This window comes from Methylobacterium sp. CM6246 (genome assembly GCF_054818005.1).
In genome coordinates this window covers 3,101,790-3,125,230 of record NZ_JBTXKY010000001.1, presented here as the reverse complement: position 1 = coordinate 3,125,230, position 23,441 = coordinate 3,101,790, and the positions used below count along the sequence as shown (strand labels likewise).

Genomic DNA, 23,441 nt, shown 5'->3' with positions numbered 1-23,441 from the left:
CGTGCCTGACCGTCGTAATGAACGTTCATTCTCGCGTCAATGAACGTTCGTTCTCGCAGGCTGGGATGGGCGGGCCGTCGGTCGGTATGGTTTCTGGATGGTTGTATCGTGCCGTCCGACCGGTGCGATGCCCCGTCACTCGACACTCGGTACTCGGCTCCGCGCCCGGGGCTCTGCCAGCCGGTCTCAGGCGAGCCGCGCCTCCCGGGGCCAAGGGCGCTGCCCCGGCCCTGGGAGGCGCGCCGGGTTCAGGCGTGCCCGGCCGGCTTGAGGGCCCCGGTCCGGTCGTGGAAATCCGGCCCGTTGATCGTCCGGGCGACGTGCCCGGCGCGGATCAGGTAGTCGCCGAAATGCTCGCCGGGGTTCCGGCCCTTGGCGAAGTCGGCGAAGAGCGGATCCAGGGTGTCGCGGATGTCCGAGGCCGCCACGTCCTCCTTGTAGAGCTTGCTCAGGCGCGAGCCGTCGAAGGCGGCGCCGAGATAGAGGTGGTAGCGCTCGGGTCCCCGGCCGACGAGGCCGATCTCGGCGATGAACGGGCGGGCGCAGCCGTTCGGGCAGCCGGTGGAGCGGATCGTGATCTCCTCCTCGGCGAGCCCGTGCGTGGCCAGGCTCTGCTCCAGCTCGGTCATCAGATCCGGCAGGTAGCGCTCGCTCTCGGCCAGCGCGAGGCCGCAGGTCGGCAGCGCCACGCAGGCGATGGAGTTGCGCCGGAGCGCGCCCGCGCCCTTGGTGATGCCGTACTGATCGACCAGCGCCTCGATCTCGGCGCGCTTCTCCGCCGGCACGTTGGCGACGATCACGTTCTGGTTGGCGGTGAGGCGAAAATCGCCCGCGTGCACCTGGGCGATCGCGCGCAGGCCGGTGAGGAATTGCGGGCCGTCCTCGTAATCCTTGATCCGGCCGGAGGGGACGTAGAGGGTCAGGTGATGACGGCCGTCATCGCCCTCGGTCCAGCCGAAGCGGTCGCCGTTGTTGGTGAAGGTGAAGGGCTTCGGCTCGCCGAGCGCCTTGCCGATCCGGGTCTCCACCTCGGCCCGGAAGGCCGCCAGGCCGTAGCGCTCGATCGTGTACTTGAGCCGGGCGTTCTTGCGGTTCTTGCGGTTGCCCCAGTCGCGCTGGACCGTCATCACGGCCTCGGCGACCTTGATGGCGTCCTCGGACTGCACGAAGCCCATCACGTCGGCGGTGCGCGGGAAGGTCTCGGGCTCGCCATGGGTCATGCCCATGCCGCCGCCCACGGTGACGTTCCAGCCGGTGACCTGGTTCTTCTTGTCCAGGATGGCGATGAAGCCGAGATCGTGGGCGAAGATGTCGACCTCGTTGGAGGGCGGCACCGCCACGACGATCTTGAACTTCCGCGGCAGGTAGGTGCGGCCGTAGACCGGCTCGACCTCCTCCTCCTCGCCGCCGACCACGCGCTCGCCGTCGAGCCAGATCTCCCGCCAGGCGCTGGTCTTCGGCAGCAGGCTGTCCGAGATGTCCTTGGCGAGGGTGTGGGCGGCCTTGTGGGCGCCCGCCTGAGCCGGGTTGGTCGCCGCCATGACGTTGCGGTTCACGTCGCCGCAGGCCGCGATGGTGTCGAGCAGGGCCGCGTCGATGGCCGCCATCGTGCGCTTGAGGTTCGACTTGATCACGCCGTGATACTGGAAGGTCTGGCGCGTGGTCGCCCGCAGGGCGCTGCCCGCATACGTCACCGCGATGTCGTCGAGGACCAGCCACTGCTTCGGGCTGATCACGCCGCCGGCGATGCGCAGGCGGATCATGAAGCTGTAGGCCTTGTCGAGCTTCTTCTTGGTCCGCTCCGGGCGCAGGTCGCGGTCGTCCTGCATGTACATCCCGTGGAACTTCACGAGCTGCCCGTCATCCTCGGAGATCGCCCCGGTGGCGTGCTTCAGCAGGCCGTCGGCGAGGCCGCCGCGGAGGTAGCCGCTGGCGATCTTGATGTGCTCGTTGGCGGCGAGCTGGGCCGCGCGGGCCGCCTCGGCATCGGTGATCGGCCGGTTCTTGGGCGGAGTCTCGTAGACGCGGGCGGCCGGGGTCTGCGCCAGGGCCCGGGTGTCGGCGTCGTCGCGGGGGCTGTGGTCGTCCATGAGATCACTTCCAAAGTCTCGACTACGTCTCCGCCCCCCGATGCGGGCGGGATAGTCCCAAAGTCCGGCTTCAAAAGGTCCGAGACCTTTTGCGGGTGCAGGGCGGAGCCCTGCGGTGTGGGGCTAGGCCCCGATCCATCAGGGCTCCGCCCTGACAACCCACCAAAGCGCGACATGCCCTTTGGAAACCCAGATCTACCCGTGCTCCGTCGGCATACGCTCTAGTAGACGTCCTGCTGGTAGCGGTGGCTGCGCTCCAGGGCCGCAACCTGCGCCTCGGCGTCGGCCGGGCTCAGGGATTTGGCGATTTCGTAGGCCCGTACAACCGCGGCGCGGACGTCCTTGGCCATATTCTTGGCATCGCCGCAGACGTAGAAATGGGCGCCGCCCTCCAGCCAGGAGACCAGCTCCTGCGCGTGGTGGGTGATGCGGTTCTGCACGTAGATCTTCTCCGGCTGGTCGCGGGAGAAGGCGACGTCGATCTTCGTCAGCGAACCGTCCTCCAGGGCCTCCTGCCATTCCAGCTGGTACAGGAAGTCGTGCAGGAAGTGCCGGTCGCCGAAGAACAGCCACGCGCGGCCGGGGGCCTCGATGGCGCGGCGCTCCTGCACGAAGGCGCGGAACGGGGCGACGCCGGTGCCGGGGCCGACCATGATGATGTCGGTGGCCGGATCCTGCGGCAGGCGGAAGTGCCGGTTCGGCTTCAGCCGCACCCGCAGCTTGGCGCCGTCCCGGATCCGGTCGGCCACATGCACGGAGGCCACGCCCGAGCGGGTCCGCCCGTGGGTCTCGTAGCGGACCGCCACGATGGCGAGGTGGACCTCGTCGCCCACTTCCTTGCGCGAGGACGCGATCGAGTAGGCCCGGGGCGGCAGCGGCCGGGTGATGGTGTTGAGGTGCTCGGCCGTCAGCGTGGCCGGGAAGGTCGCGAGCAGGTCGATCAGGTGCCGCCCCTCGATCCAGGCCCGGGCCTCGCCGCTGTCGATCAGTTTCTGCGCGTCCGCGTGGCCGGTCGCCTTGGCGAAGCGCTCGATCGTGGCGGCCGACAGCGTGGTGATGTCCCGCTCGGCGAGCAGCGCCCCGCGTAGCGCGTCGTCTTCCGAAAGCCCCGCGGCATTCAGGATCTCGTCCACGAGCTGCGGATCGTTCTCGGGGAAGACCTCGAGCGAATCGCCGGGCTCGTAGGCGGGCGCGCCGTCCTCGAAGGCCAGCGCCAGGTGGATCGTCTCCTTGTCGGAGCGCGACGAGTTGAGGTTCACGTGCTCGACGACCTCGACCACCAGCGGCTCGCGGCTCGGCTCGGCCTCGTCGTCCTCGCCGGCGGCGGTGCGGGCGAAATCCACCGCCACGACGTTGTCGGGTGTCTCCGCCGGGGCGAGGGCCTTGAGGGTGTTCTTGATCCAGTCGGCGGCCGGCTTCTCGAAGTCGAGGTCGAGGTCGGCGCGCTCGGCGGCGCGCTGGCCGCCCAGCGCCTCGAAGCGCGCGTCGAGCGCCTTCCCGATGGCACAGAACTCGACATACGAGGTGTCGCCCAGCGCCAGGACGGCGAAGGGGACGCCGTCGATGCGCGGGGCGCCCTCCCCCATCAGTTCGCCGTAGGCCCGCACGGCCCGCGCCGGCGGCTCGCCTTCGCCCCAGGTCGCCGCGATGGCGATCAGCTTGCCGGCCTTGGGCAGGCTCGCCAGGTCGAGGTCGGAGAAATCCACGACCTTCGGCTTGAACCCCTGCTTGCGCGCCAGCTTGGCGACGTTGCCGGCCAGCGCCTCGGAGTTCCCCGATTCGCTGGCGTAGAGGATCGTCAGCGGCTCGGCGGCCTTGGGCGGGGCGGCCGGGATGGCGGCCGGCTGCCCTCCGGCGGCGTCGAGGCCCGCCAGGAAGCCCGCGAGCCACGCGCGCTGCACGGGCGTCGCGCTGCCGAGCACGGCATCGAGGCTGGCGCGCTCGCCGTCGCCGAACGGGGCGGTGCGCGGAAGGAGATTCTGGCGTGCCATCAGGGGACCATGTCGTGGCCTACGAGGCCGGTGTCAATCGAAAACGTTCTTTTTGCAGAACGCGCCTGAACTAGGATATTGCATTCGTTGCGCCGCAATAAAAGAGAAGATCATTCTCCAACCACGGCGAGGACCGGACCGGTGCCGGGGAGGTGGCGGCCGGTTTTCGGGGGTGCCGGCAGCGGCAGGGCGGTGGTGGACTTCACCTTCTCCATGGCGAATCGCGAGGTGACGTTCTTCAGTGGCAGCACCGCGATAAGCTGCTTGTAGAAGCTGTCATAGGCCTGCATGTCGGCAACCACGACGCGCAACATATAATCCACGTCGCCGGCCATCCGGTAGAATTCCAGCACCTCCGGCATGGCCGAGATGGTCGCAGCGAAGCGCTGCAGCCATTCCTGGGAGTGGTCCGCGGTCTCGATCGAGACGAACACGGTGAGGCCGAGGCCGAGCTTGACCGGGTCGAGCACCGCCACCCGCCGGTCGATCACGCCGTCGGCCTCCAGCTTCTGGATGCGCTTCCAGCACGGCGTCTGAGACAGGCCGACGCGCTCGCCGATCGCCGCGATGGAGAGGGTCGCGTCCGCCTGGAGCAAGGCGAGAATCTTGAGATCGATGGCGTCCAAAGTCGTCTCCGTGGGATCCTTCCACGCTGGGCCGCGCGCGGGGAGTTTAGGCGTTTCTGAGGGCCGCCGAGAAGAATCTTTTGTCGTGCGGGGTCTCGGGCGCGGAGGAACGGGGTGCGCCACCGCACGCCAGGCCACCCGGATATGCCCGACAAGCACCCCGAGCCGCCTTGACTTCGTTCGTTATAGCGAACATTTCGACCCGACGACAACTGGGTGCGGCGTGATCCGCGCCCTTATCCCACGCACCAACCTCAGGACATGTCGCGATGACCCGTCCGGACCGAACGATGGCCGAGTCCCTGTCCGAGCGGCTGTCCGGGCTCGATCTGCCAGGTCGCCTCCACCTGATTGCCGCCGAGATCCCGGGCCGGCTCGTGTTCACCACGAGCCTCGGCGTCGAGGACCAGGCGCTGACCCACGGGCTGGCGATGGCCGGGCTGGCGAAGGGCCGCGTCGAGATCGTCACCCTCGATACCGGCCGGCTGTTCCCGGAGGCCTACGACACCTGGGCCGAGACCGAATCGGCCTACGGGATCCGGATCGGCGCCTACGCGCCGGAGCGGACCGCCGAGGAGGCCTTCGTGCGCGACGAGGGCATCAACGGCTTCCGGCGCTCGGTGGCGGCCCGGCAGGCCTGCTGCGGGTTCCGCAAGGTCGAGCCGCTCGGCCGCGCCCTCGACGGCGCGAGCGGCTGGCTCACCGGCCTGCGCGCCGGCCAGTCGGCCAACCGCGCCGAGACGCCGCTCGCCGAGTTCGATCCCGCCCGCGGACTGATCAAGCTCAACCCCCTGGCCGACTGGTCCCGGGCGCAGGTCGACAGCTTCGTGCGCGAGAACTTCATTCCCTACAACGTCCTGCACGATCGCGGCTTCCCGTCGATCGGCTGCGCCCCCTGCACCCGCGCCGTGAAGCTCGGCGAGCCGGAGCGCGCCGGGCGCTGGTGGTGGGAGCAGGAAGAGAAGAAGGAGTGCGGCCTGCATGTCGGGCAGCCCTCCGCGTCGATCCAGCCGGGCCAGGAGCCCGCCATCTTCGAGAGCACCCCAGACGTGAAGACCCGCCAGCCGGAGTTCGCCCGATGAGCGCAGCCCTCGCCGCCGCGGTGCCGACGGGCGCCCCCGCCTCCGCCGACCGCCTCAGCCACCTGAAGCGGCTGGAGGCCGAGAGCATCCATATCTTCCGGGAGACGGTCGCCGAGGCCGAAAACCCGGTGATGCTCTACTCGATCGGCAAGGATTCCTCGGTGCTGCTGCACCTGGCCCTCAAGGCCTTCGCGCCGGGCACCCTGCCGTTCCCGCTGCTCCACGTCGACACGACGTGGAAGTTCCGCGAGATGATCGCCTTCCGCGACGCCCGGGTGAAGGAGCTCGGCCTCGACCTCCTGGTCCACACCAACCCGGACGGGCTCGCCCGCGGCATCGGGCCGGTGAGCCACGGCTCCGAGGTCCACACCGACGTGATGAAGACCCAGGCGCTCCGTCAGGCGCTCGACACGTACAAGTTCGACGCGGCCTTCGGCGGTGCCCGCCGCGACGAGGAGGCGAGCCGGGCCAAGGAGCGGATCGTCTCCTTGCGCACCGCGCAGCACCGCTGGGATCCCAAGCGCCAGCGCGCGGAGCCCTGGCACCTCTACAACCTGAAGAAGAAGCGCGGCGAGTCCCTGCGGGTGTTCCCGCTGTCCAACTGGACCGAGCTCGATATCTGGCTCTACATCGAGCAGGAAAAAATCCCGATCGTGCCGCTCTACTTCGCGGCCGAGCGCCCGGTGGTGGAGCGCGACGGCCAGCTGATCATGGTCGACGACGACAGGCTGCCGCTGGAGCCCGGCGAGGTTCCGCAGCAGCGCCTCGTCCGCTTCCGGACGCTCGGCTGCTACCCGCTCACCGGCGCGGTGGAGAGCGACGCGGCCACGCTGCCCGAGATCGTCGGCGAGACGCTGGCGGCGCGCACCTCGGAGCGCCAGGGCCGGGTGATCGACAAGGACGGCGCGGGCGCCATGGAGCGCAAGAAGCAGGAGGGGTATTTCTGATGACCGTGCACCAGGCTCCCACCGCGTTCAGCGACCGTGCCGCCACCTATCAGGCATTCCTGGCCGCCCACCAGAGCAAGGCCGTGCTGCGCTTCATCGCCTGCGGCTCGGTGGATGACGGCAAGTCGACCCTGATCGGCCGGCTGCTGCACGACACCAAGCAGATCTTCGACGACCAGATCTCGGCGCTCCAGCGCGACTCGCGCCGCCACGGCACGCAGGGGCAGGAGATGGACCTGGCGCTGCTCGTCGACGGCCTCCAGGCCGAGCGCGAGCAGGGCATCACCATCGACGTCGCCTACCGGTTCTTCTCCACCGACAAGCGCTCGTTCATCGTGGCCGACACCCCCGGTCACGAGCAGTACACCCGCAACATGGCCACCGGCGCCTCGACCGCGGACGTGGCGGTGATCCTGGTCGACGCCCGGCAGGGCCTGATCCGCCAGACCCGGCGCCACGCCCTGCTGGTCTCGATGCTGGGCATCCGCCGGGTGGTTCTGGCGGTGAACAAGATGGACCTGGTCGGCTGGTCGCAGGACACGTTCGACGCGATCCGCTCGGGCTTCACCGAGTTTGCCCGCGATCTGAACTTCGCCGAGATCAAGGCGATCCCGCTCTCGGCCAAGAACGGCGACAACGTCGTGGAGCCCGGCATCGCCACCCCCTGGCACACCGGCGGCACGCTGCTCGACTACTTGGAGACCGTTCCGGTGCACGCGGAGGCGCTCAACGCCCCGTTCCGCATGGCGATCCAATGGGTCAACCGGCCGAATTCCGAGTTCCGCGGCTACAGCGGGCGGATCGCCAGCGGCCGGGTCCGCCCGGGCGACGCCGTCACCATCCAGCCCTCCGGCCGGACCTCGACGGTGGCGCGGGTCTACACCGCCGACGGCGACCTTGCGGAGGCCGGCGAGGACGAATCGGTCACCCTGGTGCTGGCCGACCAGATCGACGCCTCCCGCGGGCAGGTGATCGCGGCATCCGGCGCGCCCCTGCGGGTCGCCGAGAGCTTCGACGCCCGTCTGTTCTGGGCGGCCGAGACCGAACTGGCGCCGGGGGCGAGCCTGCTCGCCAAGATCGGCACCGCCACGGTCAACGCCACCGTCGAGCGGATCTTCTCCCGGATCGATCCCGAGACCGGCAAGCCGGGCCCGGCCGAGCGCCTTACCGCCAACGACATCGCGGACGTGTCCCTGCGCCTCGACCGTCCGGTGGCGGTGGATGCCTACGCGGCCAACCGCGAGACCGGCAGCCTGATCCTGATCGACCGCGAGACGACCGACACCGCAGCGCTCGGGCTGGTCCTGGCGCCCAAGGGCGAGGCTGCGCCAGCGGCCTCCGCTGCACCGCCTGACGAGAAGGCCCCCGGCCTGCTCGGTCGCCTCGGCCGCCTGTTGGGGCGCTGAAGCCAAGGTCCCGGATCCACAGGGTCCGGGACTTTTGAGGGTCCAGGGCGAAGCCCTGGGATCGGGCTAGCCCATTGGGGTCCCTGACCGTCAGGCCGCTTCCGAGACCGCGCCGAGCCCCCAGGCCTGCGCCAGCTGCGTATAGGAGTCGTGCCGCGCCGCCTGGTCGGGGATCGCCGTGACGATCATCAGTTCGTCGGCCTGCGTCCGCGCCACGAGGTCCATGAGCCGCGCCCGCAGGGTCTCCGGCCCGCCCACATGCAGCTTGTCGCGGCCGCGCTCGATCTGGGCCCGCTCGGCATCGGAATACGGATAGGCGAGCGCTTCGTCCAAGCTCGGCAGCGGCCGGTACTCGCCGCGCTCCCGTCGCAGGGTCGACAGGCGGGCGCTCGCGGCCTGGCGCTCGGCCTCCGCGTCGGTGGCGGCGCAGATCGCCGCCACCGCGAGGATCGCGTGGGGCTGCGTGCCCAGCCGCGTCGGCCGGAACAGGCGGCGATAGGCCAGCATCGGGGCCTCGGCCGGCATCCCGGAGAAGTGCTGCGCGAAACCGAAGCCGCAGCCGATGTCGCCGGCGAGCTGGGCGCTGTAGTCGGACGATCCGAGCAGGAAGATCGGCGGCAGCGGCACGCCGGACGGGCTCGCCTGGATCTTCCCGAACGGGTGCCCCTCCGGGAAGCCGCCGTCCCAGAACAGCAACTCCTGCAGGCGGTCGAGGAAGTCGTCGTTGCCCCCCTCGCCGGGCGCCTCCCGGCGGCGCAAGGCCCGGGCGGTGAGCCCGTCGGTGCCGGGCGCGCGCCCGAGGCCGAGGTCGATCCGGCCCGGAAACAGGGCCTCCAGCACTCGGAACCGCTCGGCCACCATCAGCGGTGCGTGGTTCGGCAGCATGATGCCGCCCGATCCGACTCGGATCGCCCGGGTCGCGGCGGCGATCTGGCCGATCATGATCTCGGGGGCCGGGCTCGCCACGTTGGGCAGGGCGTGGTGCTCGGCCAGCCAGTAGCGCCGGTAGCCGAGACCGTCGACGTGGCGCGCGAGCGCCAGCGTGTCGTGCAGCGCCTGCGCCGGGGTCGAATCGGCGCTGACGAAGGAGAGGTCGAGGATGGAGAGCGGTGTCATGGTTGGGAGATAGGGAGGCGGGCTGGCCGGTGCGAGGGCCGGTCGAGGGGCCGATGCCCGTGCTGCACGCGACGCAGGTCGCTCTCAGTTCGTCCCGCCTGCTTGATCCCCGCCCTGAAACAGGGTCTCGAAGTCTCGGCCGCCGTAGAAGACGTTGACGATCTCCACCCGATCGCCGTTGACGTGATAAGCGATCACAGCGGATCGTTCGAACGATACCGTCCGCAACCCGGGCTCCGAATCGTCGCGCGGGCGACCACCATGGGGTGCGTCGCCGACACGTTCACAGCGTCTGACGAGCCGGTCCAGAAACCGGTCGGCAACGCTCGGATCGCGGCTCGCCTCGTAGACCCAACAGTAGATCTACAGCAGATCGAACTCGGCTTCCGCACGGAAGACGACCCTAAGGCGTCGCATTCCGGTGGGCCTTCACGGTCTCGGCATGAAGGGCCTTGATGTGAGCTCGGACCTCCTCGACGCTCAGCGGCGGTCGCGGGTCGTCGAGGGAGCGGCGGATGCGGGCGCGCATCGCGTCGAGACGTTCGGCATCCTCCTGGCGCCGGCTCTGCCAAGCCTGCACCGCGTCCTCTAAAACCTCGCCGAGCGAGGCGTATTCGCCGGCCTCGACGCGCTCGCGCAGGGTGCGGACCGTTTCGGGAGGCAGCGTGACGCTGATCGTCTCGGCGGGTGGCATGACTCGGCCTCTTCACTCGGCCTCTTCGGATCGGCACGATCCTAGCATGAAAACCGGGCTGCCGCGCAGCCTTGTCCGCACCGCACCGTCGGCCTAGGGTCCCGGCCGCATCGCGGGCGCCCGAAATCGCCTCGCCCTCACGGAGATCGACACATCATGGCTCTCCTCGCCGACGTCCTCTCGCGGGTGAAGCCGTCCGCGACCATCGTGATGACCCAGAAGGCCCGGGACCTGAAGGCCTCCGGCGTCGACGTCATCAGCCTGTCGGTGGGCGAGCCGGATTTCGACACGCCGGACCACATCAAGCAGGCCGCGATCGAGGCGATCCACCGCAACGAGACCCGCTACCCGCCGGTCTCGGGCATCGCGCCCCTGCGCGAGGCGATCGTGCGCAAGTTCAAGCGCGAGAACGGGCTCGACTACAAGGTCTCGCAGACCATCGTGGGCACCGGCGGCAAGCAGGTGCTCTACAACGCCTTCCTGGCGACCCTGAACCCCGGCGACGAGGTGGTGATCCCCCGCCCCTACTGGGTGTCCTACCCCGAGATGGTCGGGCTCTGCGGCGGCACGCCGGTCTTCGCCGACACCGACATGGAGCACGGCTTCAAACTTCAGGCCGAAGAGCTCGACCGGGTCCTGACGCCCAAGACCAAGTGGATCGTCCTCAACTCGCCGTCGAACCCATCCGGGGCCGCCTACACGCGCGACGAGATGAAGGCGCTCACCGACGTGCTGCTGCGCTATCCCGACGTCCACATCCTGACCGACGACATCTACGAGCACCTGACCTACGGCGACTTCGCCTTCGTCACCCTGGCCCAGGTCGAGCCGCAGCTGATCGCGCGCACGCTGACCATGAACGGCGTCTCGAAGGGCTACGCCATGACCGGCTGGCGGATCGGCTACGCGGCCGGACCGGAGACGCTGATCAAGGCGATGGATTTCGTCCAGGGCCAGCAGACCTCCGGGGCGAGCACGATCGCGCAATGGGCGGCCGTGGCTGCCCTCGACGGCCCCCAGGACCATCTGGCGAAGTTCCGGGCGGCGTTCCAGGGCCGGCGCGACCTCGTCGTGTCGATGCTCAACCAGACCAACGGCCTGACCTGCCCGACGCCGGAGGGCGCCTTCTACGTCTACCCGTCCTGCGCGGCGCTGATCGGCAAGAAGACCGAATCCGGCAAGACCATCGAGACCGACGAGGATTTCGTCACCGAGCTGCTCCAGGCCGAGGGCGTGGCCGCCGTGCACGGCTCGGCCTTCGGGCTCGGCCCGAACCTGCGCATTTCGTACGCCACCTCCAACGCCGTGCTGGAGGAGGCCTGCCGGCGCATCCAGCGGTTCTGCGGCTCGCTGCGGTAAGTCCCGCCCCTACGCAAGACTCAAGGGAGCGGGCCGGTCCATGGATTGAAGATCGGGACGCCGGTCTGCGCGAAGTCCGAGGTGTTTCTCGTGGCTAGTGTCAGTCCTGCATCCAGGGCCGTTGCGGCGATCAGCAGGTCCGGCTGCGAGAACGTGTGCCCGCGTTGCCGGCCCTCTTCGACCAGAAATCGCCAGTGCACGATCACGTCTTCGTCGAGGGGCAAGATGCGTCGCTCGAACATCGGCCTGAGCCGGTGCGCGAGCTAATCGGCCAGGTCCGTCCGACGGGCTCCGTCAGCGAGCCGCTCGATCCCGAAGCGGAGTTCTGCGAGCGTTACGCAGCTCACGAAGAGGGGGTCGAGCGGTTGGGCGGCGACGAAGGCCACGACCCTCTGCTCGGGTCGCGGACGGCGTAACTCAGACAGGACGTTGGTATCGAGCAGCCAGCGAGTCACAAGCCGACATCGCGAACCGGCATCACCACAGATTCGGGCTCAAGATCGATGTCCCGGTGGGGTGAGGCTTGCAGCGCATCGATGAGCGACTGGCCCGTCGCAGGTCCGGTGAGCCGACGGAACTCCTCAGCGGAGATCACGACGACGGCCTCCCGGCCTTGGACAGTCACATGCTGCGGGCCATCGCTCCTGACTCGCCGAACGAGTTCGCCAAACCGGCTCTTGGCGTCCTGGAGGCGCCAATGCCTGGGCTGCTCGGGCGGATGCTCTGCACGTTGGGCCATGCTTGGAAGATTATCGGCGTGCCGTGTGATCGTAAAGGCGATCCCGGATCGTGGAGCACGTGATGACATCGTGAGCGCGCCGGCTACCATTGTCCCGGCAGCGCATTTTCGGAGCCTCCCATGCCCACGATCGCGGTGATCGCCCCTGGCGCGATGGGCAGCGCCATCGGGGCGCGGCTGGTCGAGCACGGCGCCCGCGTGCTGACCGCGCTCGCGGGGCGCAGCGCGGCGAGCCGGGCACGCGCCGAGGCCGCCGGCCTGGTCGATGCCGATCTGGCCGACCTCGCGGCCGCCGACATCCTGCTGTCGATCGTGCCGCCCGCCGACGCGGAGGCCTTGGCTCACCGCCTCGCCTCCGTACTCACGGCGGCGCGGCGCAAGCCGGTCTACATCGACGCCAACGCCGTCAGTCCGGACACGGTCGGGCGCATCGCTGGGATCGTTGCGGCGACGGGCGCGCCCTTCCTCGACGGGGCGATCCTGGGCCTGCCGCCGAAGCCCGGCAGCACGGGGCCCCGCGTCTACGTCTCCGGGGACGATACCGCGCCGGCGATGGCCCTGCGCGCGTTCGGGCTGGACCTGCGCGTCTGCTCCGGGCCGGTCGGCGCGGCCTCCAGCCTCAAGATGAGCTATGCCGGCCTCAACAAGGGCCTGACGGCGCTGGCCGCCCTCATGGTCCTGGCGGCCGAGCGTGCCGGCGCCGGCGCCGCGCTGCTCGACGAGCTCTCCGAGAACGAACCGGCGCTGCTCGCCCGGTTCGCCAAGGCCCTGCCCGACATGGCGCCGAAGGCCTATCGCTGGGCACCCGAGATGGGCGAGATCGCCGATTTCCTCGGGCCGGACGCGGCTGGGCGACAGGTGTTTTCAGGTTTTGCCGATCTTTACGCTCGCCTGGCCGCGGGGTCGGAGGACACCGAGATCGCCGCGCTGATGCGCTTCGCCGCGGCCGCTGCGGCGCGCTGATCGCCGCGGGGGCGCCGAATCGGCCGTCGCTCTGTTGCCGGCTTGGCTGCCATTCTCTACACGGGCGGTCTCCCGCGGCCGATGCGCCTGAAGGTTTCGCGAGCCCGCTCGGGCCTGCATGGTAGCGGGGCCGGCAGTGACGGGGTGGTTCGGACCAGTTCTCTGGACCAATCCTGTGAGGCTCAGTGGGCCGAGTCGCTGCAGGAGTGTCGGGAGCGCGGGGAACAGGAACCGCGGGCTCGGCGCAAGGCCCACAAAGATTTCCGTTCGCTATCGGCGTCGACAGGTGCCCGCGGCGGCATCTGGGCAGCCCGATCCGACGCCTCGCCCGATCCGGCGCCCTGCCCCGATCCGGGACGATGCAACGCCGGGCGGTTGCAGCTTCGTTCACGCTCCCGCGCGATGATGCGATAGGGCCGGGATCCGGTCCGGCGTAACCGCGTTCTTTCGGGCCTGACCACCATGCGAGCCCTGCTCACCGGCGGCATCAAGGCGATCCTCGGGATCGCCGCTCTCTCGACCGCCGCCCATTGGACGTTGCGCGTGCAGCGCGAATCCACCCCCGCGAGTCCGATCGCGGCCTTTGCCAGCTTGCCCGATCCAGCCGCGACCGGCTCGATCGAGCCGCGCCGGCCCGCGAGCGCGGCCGCCCTCGCGCCGGCCCCCGTGCCGGCTCCGGCCGCGGGCCTGGACCAGGGGCATCTGGCCGCGCTGATCGCCGGAGCGGCCCCGGCGAAAGCCAAGGTCGCCAAGACGGCGACGAAGACGGCGGCCGCCGACAAGGTCGCGGCCAAGCGCTGAGCCCGGCATCGGCGCCCGACGCCGTGCCGGCTGCATGGTTCCCCTGCGCGGCGGCGGGTGCCGCCGCGGGTGCACGCGTGGCAGATAAGCAGGCCTCCACCGAGATTTGGCAGGCATGAGCACGCAGGTCGCGACATCCGTCGCCAACGACAGGGCCTCCGCGCGTGCGGTCCCGTCACCCGACCTCGCGCACCGCCGGCGGATCGTCGGCATCGCCTTGATGTGCGGCGCGGTCGCCTTCTTCGCGAGCCTCGACGCCTGCGCCAAGACGCTGGCGCGGGCCGAGGTCGACCCGCTGGTCACCACCTTCATGCGCTACGCCGCCAGCGTCGCGATGATCTCGCTGTTCATCAACCCGGTGCGCACCCCCGGGGTGGTGAAGAGCCGGCGGCTGACGCTGCAGATCGTGCGCTCGCTGCTGCTGTTCGCCTCCACGGCCCTGAACTTCCTGGCCCTGCGCTACCTGCAGCTTGCCGAGACGATCTCGATCCAGTTCGCCGCCCCGCTCACGGTGGCGCTGCTGGCCGGGCCGCTGCTCGGCGAATGGTCGTCGCGGGCCCGGATGGCCGCGATCGGCGTCGGGTTCCTGGGCGTGCTGGTGATCGTCCGCCCGGGCCTCGGCGGGATGCACCCGGCCGCCCTGCTGTGCGTGGCCAACGTCGTGGTCTACGCCTTCTACGCGATCATCACGCGCAAGCTCGCGGCCTACGATTCCACCGCCACCACCATGTTCTACACCGGGCTGGCGGGCTTGGCGCTGATGGCGCCACTTCTGCCCTGGATCTGGACGAACCCGGCGAGCCTGACCCATTGGGCGTTGCTGATCGGGGTCGCGCTGTTCGGCACGCTCGGGCACTGGCTGCTGGTGATGGCGCATGCCCGCGCGCCGGCCAACGTGCTGGCGCCGTTCATCTATACGCAGCTGCTGTGGTCCGTGACGCTGGGCTTCCTGCTGTTCGGCGACGTGCCGAGCCGCTGGACGGTCGCCGGCGCCATGATCGTGGTTGGCTCCGGCCTCTATCTCCTGGCGCAGGAGACGATCCGGCGGGACAGGCCGGCCGCCTGAGGGCGACCGGCCGATGTCCGAGGCGGGGCTTTAGCGGCCCATGCGCTCCTGGCGGTCCATGCGCTCCTCGCGGCGGTTCTCGCGGGCGCGGCGGGCCGGATCCGGATCGGTGCCGAGCACGCCGCCGACAGTGCCGGTGGCCGCACCCACCGCGCCGCCCACGACGCCGCCGACCGGGCCGGCCGCAGCCGAGCCGTCCTCGACGCCGCGCTGGGCGCCCCTGGCCGTGCCCTGGGCCTCGGCACCGGTCGCGAAGGCCAGCGGGGCGAGGGCGAGGGCGGCGATCATCAGCTTCTTCATGGTCAACTCCTGGTCGTCGTTCGGGACGAGTTCCGCGACGTGCGCGTCGCGGAGGACGTACCGGTCAACGGTTCAAGCGCCGAAAGGTCTCATCAGGCATCGCAGGGCCGCCCGCTGGCATCGGGAAGGGGCCGCTGCTAGAGAACGGGTCATGTTCGCTTCGCATGCTCTTCGCGGCCTGGGCCGCAGGCTTCGAATTATTGGCCCGGCCTCCGCGTAAATGAGTGCCCGCTTCGGCGAGGCCGCGCGGAAGTCCGGGATCCTGCTGCCGCCCGCCCTGCCCTTGCCGGCCCATTGCCGCCGGCCCGACCGCCGATGCGAGATCCGATGACCACCCCCGAGACCGCGGCTGCCCGCGACTATTCCAAGACCCTGTTCCTGCCGCGCACCGAGTTTCCGATGCGCGCCGGCCTGCCGACCCGGGAGCCGCTGCTGCTGGAGCGCTGGGCCGCGATCGACCTCTACGGGAAGATCCGCGCCGCCGCTTCGGGCCGGCCGCGCTTCGTGCTGCACGACGGGCCGCCCTACGCCAACGGCAACATCCATATCGGCACGGCGCTCAACAAGATCCTGAAGGACGTGATGGTGCGCTCGGCCGGCGCCCTCGGCCTCGACGCCAACTACGTCCCGGGCTGGGATTGCCACGGCCTGCCGATCGAGTGGAAGATCGAGGAGCAGTACCGCGCCAAGGGCCGCAACAAGGACGACGTGCCGGTGATCGAGTTCCGGCAGGAATGCCGGACCTTCGCGGCCCACTGGCTCGACGTGCAGCGGGCGGAGTTCAAGCGCCTCGGCGTCACCGGCGACTGGGACCATCCCTACGCGACCATGGCCTACCCGGCCGAGGCGGTGATCGCCGACGAGCTGATGAAGTTCTCGATGAGCGGCCAGCTCTATCGCGGCTCCAAGCCGGTGATGTGGTCGGTGGTCGAGAAGACCGCGCTGGCCGAGGCCGAGGTGGAGTACGAGGAGCATGTCAGCGACACCGTGTTCGTCGCGTTCCCGATCCGGCAAGGAGCCGATGACGGGGCCGATGCGGCGCTGAAAGACGCCCGCGTGGTGATCTGGACCACCACCCCCTGGACCATGCCGGGCAACCGTGCCGTCGCGTACTCCAAGAAAATCGCCTACGGGCTCTACCGCGTCACGCAGGCCCCGGCCGAGAACTGGGCCACCCCCGGGCAGACCTACCTGCTGGCCGACAGCCTGGCCGCGACGGTGTTCAAGGCGGCCCGGGTCGAGGCGTTCGAGCGCGTCGGCGATGTGCGGCCGGAGACGCTGTCCGGCCTCACCCTGGCGCATCCGCTCAAGGGCCGCGGCTACGACTTCGCCGTGCCGATGCTCGACGGCGACCACGTGACCGACGAATCCGGCACCGGCTTCGTCCACACGGCGCCGAGCCACGGCCGCGAGGATTTCGATCTCTGGATGTCCAGCGGCCGGCTGCTGCAGGAGCGCGGCATCGACCCGGCGATCCCGTACACGGTGGATGCGGACGGCGCCCTGACCAAGGCCGCGCCGGGCTTCGAGGGCACCCGGGTGCTCACCGACAAGGGCGAGAAGGGCGACGCCAACAAGGCGGTCATCGCCGCGCTCACCGAGGTCGGGGCGCTGGTCGCCCGCGGCGTGCTGCGCCACCAGTACCCGCATTCCTGGCGCTCCAAGAAGCCGGTGATTTTTCGGAACACCCCGCAATGGTTCATCGCCATGGATCGGCCGGTGGACAGCCTGGGCAACCGCTCGCTGCGGGAGGTCGCGCTCCAGAGCATCGAAGAGACCCAGTGGGTGCCGCCCCAAGGAAAAAACCGCATCAACGGCATGGTCGGCAATCGGCCCGACTGGGTGGTCTCGCGCCAGCGCGCCTGGGGCGTGCCGATCACTGTGTTCGTCCACCGGGAGAGCGGCGAGATCCTCAAGGACGAAGGCGTCAACGCCCGGATCCGCGACGCCTTCAAGGAAGAGGGCGCCGATGCCTGGTTCCGGGACGACGCGGCGCAGCGCTTCCTGGCCCCCGACCACGACCCGGCCGCCTACGAGAAGGTGACGGACGTCCTCGACGTCTGGTTCGATTCCGGCTCGACCCATGCCTTCGTGCTGGACGATCCGGAGGCGTTCCCGGCGCTCGCCGGCGTGCGGCGCGTCCGCGACGGCGGCCAGGACCGGGTGATGTACCTGGAGGGCTCCGACCAGCACCGGGGCTGGTTCCAGTCCTCGCTGCTCGAATCCTCCGGCACCCGCGGCCGGGCGCCCTACGACATCGTCCTGACCCACGGCTTCGTGCTCGACGGCAAGGGCCTGAAGATGTCGAAGTCGAAGGGCAACGTCGTCGCGCCGCAGAGCATCATCAAGGATTCGGGCGCCGACATCCTGCGCCTGTGGGTCGCCGCCTCCGACTACACCGACGACCTGCGGATCGGCCCGGAGATCATCAAGACGTTCGCGGAGACCTACCGGAAGCTCAGGAACTCCCTGCGCTGGATGCTCGGCTCCCTGGCGCATCGGATCCAGGGGGATGACGTCGCGTTCCAAAATATGCCGGAGCTGGAGCGGCTGATCCTGCACCGGCTGGCCGAGCTCGACGGCGAGATCCGTGAGGCCTACGCGACCTACGACACCAAACGGGTCGTGGCGCTGCTCAACGGCTTCATGACCGGCGACCTGTCGTCGTTCTACTTCGACGTGCGTAAGGACGCGCTGTACTGCGACCCGATCTCGTCGGTGACCCGCCGGGCGGCCCTACAGGTGATCGACGAGACCTTCCGCCGCGTGGTGGTCTGGCTGGCGCCGGTGCTCGCCTTCACGGCGGAGGAGGCCTGGCTCGACCGCTACCCGTCCGCCGACGGCTCGGTCCACCTGCAGACCCTGCCGGAGACGCCCGCGGCCTGGCTCGACCCCACCCTGGCGGAGCGCTGGCAGAAAATCCGGAAGGTGCGCCGGGCCGTGACCGGCGCCCTGGAGATCGAGCGCGCGGCCAAGCGCATCGGCGCGAGCCTGGAGGCGGCCCCGACTGTCTACGTTGCGGACCCGGAGCTGCTCGCCGCCCTGGAGGGCTGCGACTTCGCCGACACCTGCATCACCTCCGCGATCACGGTGGAGGCCGGTGAGGGCCCGGCGGAGGCGTTCCGGCTCGACGAGGTGCTCGGCGTGGCCGTGGTGCCGACCCTGGCCGAGGGGCGCAAATGCGTCCGCTCCTGGCGGGTCACCCCGACGGTGGGCGGCGACCCGGACTACCCGGACGTCACCCCCCGCGACGCCCAGGCCCTGCGCGAGTGGGACGCGGCGCACCCGGAGGCGAGCGCGGCGTGAGGGTTTTGGGGGCCTACACCGCCGACGCCTCCCTCCCTCCTCTGCGGGGGAGGGTGGGCCTCGCGTCAGCGAGGGTCGGGAGAGGGGAGCGCCGTGTCCGGAAAGCGCGCGACACGCGTGAAACCCTGAAGCGTCGCGCTGCCCCTCTCCCCCCCTGCTTCGCAGGGTACCCTCCCCCGCAGAGGGGGGAGGGAGAGGCGCGTGTGTCCGGTCCCCGCCCATGACCCCCACCCGCGCCGGCCTGCTGGCCCTGTTCCTCACCCTGGTCCTCGACCAGACCTCCAAGCTCGGGCTCTATTTCGGCACCGACCTCGTGCTGACCCAGCCGTGGCGGCTGGCGCCGTTCGCCGACTTCGTGGTGGTCTGGAACCGGGGCGTCTCCTACGGCCTGTTCCAGCAGGAGAGCGGGTTCGGGCGCTGGTTCCTGGTGATCCTGTCGCTCGCCGCCGCGCTCGGCCTCGGCATCTGGATGACCCGGGCCGGGTCGCGGCTGCTCGCCGTGGCGCTGGGGCTGATCGTCGGGGGCGCGCTCGGCAACGCCATCGACCGGGCCGCCTACGGGGCGGTGTTCGACTTCGTCCACCTGCATGCCGGCGGCTGGTCCTGGTACGTGTTCAACGTGGCCGACGCGGCGATCGTCGCCGGGGTGATCGGGCTGGTCCTCGACAGCCTGAGCCCAGCCGGGCGCGGTACGTCCAAGGATCCGGCCAAGACCGGCCCGGGCCGGACCGATACGGCTCCGCGCCTATGATTCGCGCAACACACAGGCCCCAGTTGCCTCAAGGCTCTGGTGCGATGCGGTCAAGGCGCCATACGATCGCCGGAAACCGGTCCCACCCCGGGACCTGTCGGATCAGGCCGCGTGGCGGCCATCCCCGCGCCGGATTTCCGGCCGGAACCCGTGAGGCAGCATGACCGGGCATCGCAGGCTTCGTCTCATCCTCTCCGCGGCGGTCGCGCTGGCGCCGCTGCTGGCCGGCGGCGCGCAGGCGCAGGAGCGCGGCGAGTTCATGCGCGACGCGCTCTCCGGCATCGGCCTCCTGGAGAAGCGCCAGGACCCGATCGACTATCACGAGCGCCCGCCGCTGGTGATGCCGCCCAAGCTCGACGGCAAGGTCCTGCCGCAGCCCCGGGCCCGCTCCACCAGCACCGCCTGGCCCAAGGATCCCGAGATCGTCGAGCGCGAGCGCGCGGCCGCCGAGCGGCGCCGCCCGGTGGGCAACCAGGCACGCGGCCGCTACGACGACAACAACGCCACCTTGTCGGTGGACGAGATCCGCAACGGCCGCCGCGCCGGGGCGAGCGTCACCACCGAGGCCGAGCGCAAGCCGGGCGACACCAACCGCGACGACAGCCTGCTCAGCCCGTTCGACCTGCTGAAGGGCAAGAGCGCCAACGCCGAGCCCTCGGATGTCGAGCCGGCCCGGGACATCCTGACCGATCCGCCCACCGGCTACCGGCAATCTCCGAAGAAGCTGGCCCAGCCGCCGTCGCGGGACCCGATCAACAACGCCAGCCGCGAGCGCGACGAGGCCGACCCCCGGGCCTACCAGCGCCAGCGGGCCCAGCAGTAACCATCAGGCTGTGGCGCCGTTGCAACGGCGGCCCGGCATGGCAACATGACATGTCTGTCCCGGTACGGCTCTTGCCGGCCGGAGACGAGGACGGCCCCGATCCACGCGGGCGTTCCGGTCAGGGGCGTCGCCGGCACGGGGCCGGCAAAAGGAAAGCGGAATGCACCTGTTCAGGAAGGCGACGCCCACCCTCTTCCCGCCGCGTCCGGGCTCGCCCTACGGCGGCAGCGCCGGCCGGGGCGAGGCCGCGCCGTTCGGACGCTCCGAGGCGGGTGGACCCGAAGTCACGGCCTTCACCCTCGACAACGGCCTCGACGTGGTGGTGGTGCCCGATCACCGGGCCCCCGTCGCGACCCACATGATCTGGTATCGCAACGGCTCGGCCGATGATCCGTTGGGCCAGTCGGGCATCGCCCACTTCCTCGAGCACCTGATGTTCAAGGGCACCGAGAAGCACCCGGTGGGGGCCTTCTCGAAGGCGGTCTCGGGCCTCGGCGGCCAGGAGAACGCGTTCACCAGCTACGACTACACCGCCTATTTCCAGCGGGTCGCCCGCGACCATCTCGGCACCATGATGGCGTTCGAGGCCGACCGCATGGGCGGCCTCGTCCTCGACGACGCCGTGGTCGCCCCCGAGCGCGACGTGGTTCTGGAGGAGCGGCGCATGCGGGTCGAGACCGACCCCTCCGCCCAGCTCTCCGAGGCGATGGCCGCCTCGCTGTTCGTGCACCACCCCTACGGGATCCCGATCATCGGCTGGATGCACGAGATCGAGGGCCTGAATCGCGAGCACGCGCTGGCCTATTACAAGCGCTTCTACACCCCCGAGAACGCGATCCTGGTGGTGGCCGGCGACGTGACCCCGGACGAGGTCCGCAGGCTCGCGGACGAGACCTACGGGCGCGTCGCCCCCCAGGGCACCCGTCCCGAGCGCCTGCGGGCGCGCGAGCCCGAGCCCAAGGCCCTGCGGCGGGTCGCAGTCGCCGACCCGAAGGTCGAGCAGCCGACCCTGCAGCGGCTCTACCTGACCCCCTCCTGCATCACCGCCCGCGACGGCGGCTGCCACGACCTCGAGCTGCTCGCCGAGGTGCTGGGCGGCGGGTCGACCTCCTACCTCTACCGCAAGCTGGTCATGGAGACCGGCCTCGCGGTGAATGCCGGCGCCTGGTACATGGGCTCGGCGATCGACGAGACCCGGTTCTCCGTCTACGCGGTGCCGGCCGAGGGCGTCTCCCTGGAGGCTCTGGAGGAGGCCGTGGACAAGATCCTGCGCCGCGCCCCCGCGGAGGCGCTCGGCGCCGAGGCGATCGAGCGGGCCAAGACCCGGCTGGTCGCCGAGACCGTCTACTCCTCCGACAGCCAGTCCTCGCTCGCCCGGATCTACGGCTCCGCGCTGGCGATCGGCGAGACCATCGAGGAGGTCCGCCGCTGGCCGACCGACATCGAGGCGGTCTCGCAGGAGCGCCTCAAGCTGGCCGCCGAGCGCTGGCTGACCCCGGCCCGCTCGGTCACCGGCTACCTGACCAAGGCTCAGGACCCCGACGCCCCGGTCGCGATGGCCGCGGAGTAGTTCCTTCGGGCGCGGCCCGGCGGGCGCTTTCTCGCGCCGCCGGGACCTGCGTCAGGACGAGAGCTTGCTCCGCCTCCGCCCGTGACACGATAAGACAATGAGGTTCCCATGAGCGTCGCCGAGAACTTGGTCGACACCGCCGCCCCCGCCAGCTCGCCCACCACGGCCCTGCCGGTGACGACCGCCGCGGGCATCGAGGCGTGGCACGTCGAATCCCCCGTGGTGCCGATGATCGCGCTGGCCTTCACGTTCGAGGGCGGTGCCGCCCAGGATCCCGCCGGCAAGGCCGGCTGCGCTCAGATGCTGGCCCGGCTCCTCGACGAGGGCGCGGGCGACCTCACCTCCGACGCCTTCCAGGAGCGGCTGGCCGCCCGGGCGATCGAATTGTCCTTCCATGCCGGCCCCGACGCGGTCGGCGGCTCGCTCAAGATGCTGGTCAAGCACGCCGACGAGGGCATCGCGCTCCTCGCCCTGGCGCTGGCCAAGCCGCGCCTCGACCCGGACGCGATCGAGCGCGTCCGGGGCCAGGTCATCGCCGGCCTGCGCTACCAGCAGAACGACCCGGGCGTGCTGGCCTCGCGCCGGTTCTTCAAGGAGGCGTTCGCCGGCCACGCCTATGCCCGGCCCTCCTCGGGCACGGTCGAGAGCGTCGCCACCATCACCCGGGACGACCTCCTGGAGATGCATGCCCGCATCATCGGGCGCGGCCGGGTGAAGGTCGCGGCGGTGGGCGCCATCGGGGCCGAGCAGCTGGCCGAGGGCCTGAACCGCGCCTTCGGGGCCCTGCCCGAAGCCGGGACGCTGAAGGCGGTGCCGCGGACCGAGGTGCAGGATCTCGGCCGGCGCATCGTGGTCGACCTCGACGTGCCGCAATCGGTGATCCGCTTCGGCATGGCCGGCGTGCCCTGGCGCGACCCGGACTTCATCCCGGCCTACGTCCTGAACCACATCCTGGGCGGCGGCGCGTTCACCTCGCGCCTGTTCCAGGAGGTGCGCGAGAAGCGCGGCCTGGCCTACTCGGTGGGGACCTCGCTGGTCAGCCACCGCTCGGCCGCGATGACCTGGGGCTACACCGCCACCAAGAACGAGCGCGTCGGCGAGGCGCTGTCGGTGATCGGCGACGAGATCGGCCGGCTGATCACGGATGGCCCTGACGACGACGAGCTGCAGAAGGCCAAGGACTACCTCACCGGCTCCTACGCGCTGGGCTTCGACACCTCGACCAAGATCGCCCACCAACTGGTGCAGATCGCCTTCGAGGAATTGGGTATGGACTACATCGCCCGCCGCAACGCCCTGGTCTCGGCCGTGACCCAGGCCGACATCCGCCGCGCCGCCGCCCGGACCTTCGCGGACGGGAAGATGCTGGTGGTGGCCGCCGGCCGGCCGGTCGGGCTCTGAGGTTCAGGCCGCCGCGGGGGCGAGCGGCGCGATCCGCGCGATCTCCGGCCCGATGCTGAGGCTCAGCGTCTCCACCTCGTACTGACGCTGGAGGTTGAGCCAGAACTCTGCGCTCGTGCCGAAATAGCGGCTAAGACGCAGCGCCGTGTCGGTCGAGACTCCGATCTGCTCGGCGGCGATCCGTTCGATCCGGGTCCGCGGGACCCGGCAGGCCCGCGCCACCGTGCCGGCCGACAGGCCGAGGGGAATCAGGAAGTCCTCGCGCAGCACCTCGCCGGGATGCAGCGGCGGCAGGACGGTGTCGGTCTCGTACGCGACGGCCATCGGGTGTCTCCCAGAGGCGTGGGGCATCGCAGTCTACCCCCTTACGCCCACTGCAATCCAGCTTTGCGCTCGCAACGCCGTCGTCC

The 23,441-nt window shown here is 70.3% G+C and carries 23 protein-coding genes; 12 read left to right on the top strand and 11 right to left on the bottom strand.

Annotated elements, in window-relative coordinates; all coding sequences use genetic code 11:
* Window positions 1-248 precede the first annotated feature (248 nt).
* The 3 genes from ACYQPG_RS15325 to ACYQPG_RS15315 all read right to left on the bottom strand — a co-directional run bounded on the left by ACYQPG_RS15325 (window position 249) and on the right by ACYQPG_RS15315 (window position 4,707).
* Window positions 249-2,090, bottom strand: coding sequence for an NADPH-dependent assimilatory sulfite reductase hemoprotein subunit (locus ACYQPG_RS15325; protein WP_419829740.1), 1,842 nt, complete (start codon window positions 2,088-2,090; stop codon window positions 249-251).
* 221 nt (window positions 2,091-2,311) lie between these two features.
* On the bottom strand, window positions 2,312-4,081 hold the full coding sequence (locus ACYQPG_RS15320; protein ID WP_147908409.1) for a diflavin oxidoreductase: 1,770 nt from the start codon (window positions 4,079-4,081) through the stop codon (window positions 2,312-2,314).
* Window positions 4,082-4,191: 110 nt separating this feature from the next.
* On the bottom strand, window positions 4,192-4,707 hold the full coding sequence (locus ACYQPG_RS15315; protein WP_147857649.1) for an Lrp/AsnC family transcriptional regulator: 516 nt from the start codon (window positions 4,705-4,707) through the stop codon (window positions 4,192-4,194).
* A 269-nt stretch (window positions 4,708-4,976) separates the two neighbouring features.
* Here ACYQPG_RS15315 and ACYQPG_RS15310 point away from each other — a divergent pair, with 269 nt between their 5' ends.
* From ACYQPG_RS15310 to cysN, 3 genes are read left to right on the top strand one after another with little or no spacing between them, the layout of a single operon-like run.
* Complete coding sequence (locus ACYQPG_RS15310) at window positions 4,977-5,789, top strand: phosphoadenylyl-sulfate reductase (RefSeq protein WP_147908408.1); 813 nt, start codon at window positions 4,977-4,979, stop codon at window positions 5,787-5,789.
* Complete coding sequence (cysD, locus tag ACYQPG_RS15305) at window positions 5,786-6,736, top strand: sulfate adenylyltransferase subunit CysD (RefSeq protein WP_147908407.1); 951 nt, start codon at window positions 5,786-5,788, stop codon at window positions 6,734-6,736. Before ACYQPG_RS15310 ends, cysD begins: the two co-directional genes overlap by 4 nt.
* On the top strand, window positions 6,736-8,142 hold the full coding sequence (gene cysN, locus ACYQPG_RS15300; protein WP_147940023.1) for a sulfate adenylyltransferase subunit CysN: 1,407 nt from the start codon (window positions 6,736-6,738) through the stop codon (window positions 8,140-8,142). Before cysD ends, cysN begins: the two co-directional genes overlap by 1 nt.
* A 90-nt stretch (window positions 8,143-8,232) precedes the next feature.
* On the opposite strand, the gene ACYQPG_RS15295 is transcribed toward cysN, so the two are convergent.
* The 3 genes from ACYQPG_RS15295 to ACYQPG_RS15285 form a co-directional block, all read right to left on the bottom strand.
* Entirely contained in the window at window positions 8,233-9,258 is a 1,026-nt protein-coding gene (locus ACYQPG_RS15295; RefSeq protein ID WP_419829739.1) for an LLM class flavin-dependent oxidoreductase, read from the bottom strand.
* 84 nt (window positions 9,259-9,342) lie between these two features.
* A complete protein-coding gene (locus ACYQPG_RS15290; RefSeq protein ID WP_419830028.1) occupies window positions 9,343-9,621 on the bottom strand; it encodes a type II toxin-antitoxin system RelE/ParE family toxin in 279 nt (92 codons plus the stop codon).
* 40 nt (window positions 9,622-9,661) lie between these two features.
* Entirely contained in the window at window positions 9,662-9,952 is a 291-nt protein-coding gene (locus ACYQPG_RS15285; protein WP_147908403.1) for a ribbon-helix-helix domain-containing protein, read from the bottom strand.
* Window positions 9,953-10,108: 156 nt separating this feature from the next.
* Here ACYQPG_RS15285 and ACYQPG_RS15280 point away from each other — a divergent pair, with 156 nt between their 5' ends.
* Window positions 10,109-11,311 (top strand): pyridoxal phosphate-dependent aminotransferase, encoded by a 1,203-nt coding sequence (locus ACYQPG_RS15280; RefSeq protein ID WP_461231200.1) that lies wholly within the window; start codon window positions 10,109-10,111, stop codon window positions 11,309-11,311.
* 20 nt (window positions 11,312-11,331) lie between these two features.
* Here the strand turns inward: ACYQPG_RS15280 and ACYQPG_RS15275 are convergent, their stop codons facing one another.
* Genes ACYQPG_RS15275 through ACYQPG_RS15265 form a run of 3 tightly spaced genes read right to left on the bottom strand, consistent with a single transcriptional unit; the run spans window position 11,332 to window position 12,050 of the window.
* Window positions 11,332-11,553: a PIN domain-containing protein gene (locus ACYQPG_RS15275; protein WP_348642423.1), complete on the bottom strand. Its 222-nt coding sequence runs from the start codon at window positions 11,551-11,553 to the stop codon at window positions 11,332-11,334.
* Between the two features lie 21 nt (window positions 11,554-11,574).
* Window positions 11,575-11,766, bottom strand: a complete 192-nt coding sequence (locus ACYQPG_RS15270; protein WP_348642422.1) for a PIN domain-containing protein — start codon at window positions 11,764-11,766, stop codon at window positions 11,575-11,577.
* Window positions 11,763-12,050 (bottom strand): type II toxin-antitoxin system Phd/YefM family antitoxin, encoded by a 288-nt coding sequence (locus tag ACYQPG_RS15265; protein WP_147898009.1) that lies wholly within the window; start codon window positions 12,048-12,050, stop codon window positions 11,763-11,765. Before ACYQPG_RS15265 ends, ACYQPG_RS15270 begins: the two co-directional genes overlap by 4 nt.
* Window positions 12,051-12,170: 120 nt before the next feature.
* Between ACYQPG_RS15265 and ACYQPG_RS15260 the strand changes: the two genes are divergently transcribed.
* The 3 genes from ACYQPG_RS15260 (at window position 12,171) to ACYQPG_RS15250 (ending at window position 14,880) form a co-directional block, all read left to right on the top strand.
* Window positions 12,171-13,013, top strand: coding sequence for an NAD(P)-dependent oxidoreductase (locus tag ACYQPG_RS15260; RefSeq protein ID WP_419829738.1), 843 nt, complete (start codon window positions 12,171-12,173; stop codon window positions 13,011-13,013).
* 462 nt (window positions 13,014-13,475) lie between these two features.
* Window positions 13,476-13,814, top strand: coding sequence for a hypothetical protein (locus ACYQPG_RS15255; RefSeq protein ID WP_147908400.1), 339 nt, complete (start codon window positions 13,476-13,478; stop codon window positions 13,812-13,814).
* A gap of 115 nt (window positions 13,815-13,929) precedes the next feature.
* The gene (locus ACYQPG_RS15250; protein WP_147940028.1) at window positions 13,930-14,880 is read left to right on the top strand and encodes a DMT family transporter; all 951 of its coding nucleotides are present in this window, start codon (window positions 13,930-13,932) and stop codon (window positions 14,878-14,880) included.
* 30 nt (window positions 14,881-14,910) lie between these two features.
* On the opposite strand, the gene ACYQPG_RS15245 is transcribed toward ACYQPG_RS15250, so the two are convergent.
* Window positions 14,911-15,180 carry a hypothetical protein gene (locus ACYQPG_RS15245; protein ID WP_147908398.1) on the bottom strand — a complete coding sequence of 90 codons (270 nt, stop codon included), beginning with the start codon at window positions 15,178-15,180 and terminating at the stop codon, window positions 14,911-14,913.
* 327 nt (window positions 15,181-15,507) lie between these two features.
* Here ACYQPG_RS15245 and ileS point away from each other — a divergent pair, with 327 nt between their 5' ends.
* From ileS to ACYQPG_RS15220, 5 genes are all read left to right on the top strand, one after another.
* Entirely contained in the window at window positions 15,508-18,486 is a 2,979-nt protein-coding gene (gene ileS / locus ACYQPG_RS15240) for an isoleucine--tRNA ligase (RefSeq protein ID WP_461231199.1), read from the top strand.
* A gap of 220 nt (window positions 18,487-18,706) precedes the next feature.
* Window positions 18,707-19,237 carry a signal peptidase II gene (gene lspA / locus ACYQPG_RS15235; RefSeq protein WP_419829736.1) on the top strand — a complete coding sequence of 177 codons (531 nt, stop codon included), beginning with the start codon at window positions 18,707-18,709 and terminating at the stop codon, window positions 19,235-19,237.
* Window positions 19,238-19,397: 160 nt separating this feature from the next.
* A complete protein-coding gene (locus ACYQPG_RS15230; protein WP_147857338.1) occupies window positions 19,398-20,060 on the top strand; it encodes a hypothetical protein in 663 nt (220 codons plus the stop codon).
* Window positions 20,061-20,220: 160 nt separating this feature from the next.
* Window positions 20,221-21,630, top strand: coding sequence for a M16 family metallopeptidase (locus ACYQPG_RS15225; RefSeq protein WP_147910485.1), 1,410 nt, complete (start codon window positions 20,221-20,223; stop codon window positions 21,628-21,630).
* A 108-nt stretch (window positions 21,631-21,738) separates the two neighbouring features.
* Window positions 21,739-23,031: a M16 family metallopeptidase gene (locus ACYQPG_RS15220; RefSeq protein ID WP_419829735.1), complete on the top strand. Its 1,293-nt coding sequence runs from the start codon at window positions 21,739-21,741 to the stop codon at window positions 23,029-23,031.
* A gap of 3 nt (window positions 23,032-23,034) precedes the next feature.
* Here ACYQPG_RS15220 and ACYQPG_RS15215 read toward each other — a convergent pair whose 3' ends face one another.
* A complete protein-coding gene (locus tag ACYQPG_RS15215; protein ID WP_147856867.1) occupies window positions 23,035-23,355 on the bottom strand; it encodes a HigA family addiction module antitoxin in 321 nt (106 codons plus the stop codon).
* Window positions 23,356-23,441 lie beyond the last annotated feature (86 nt).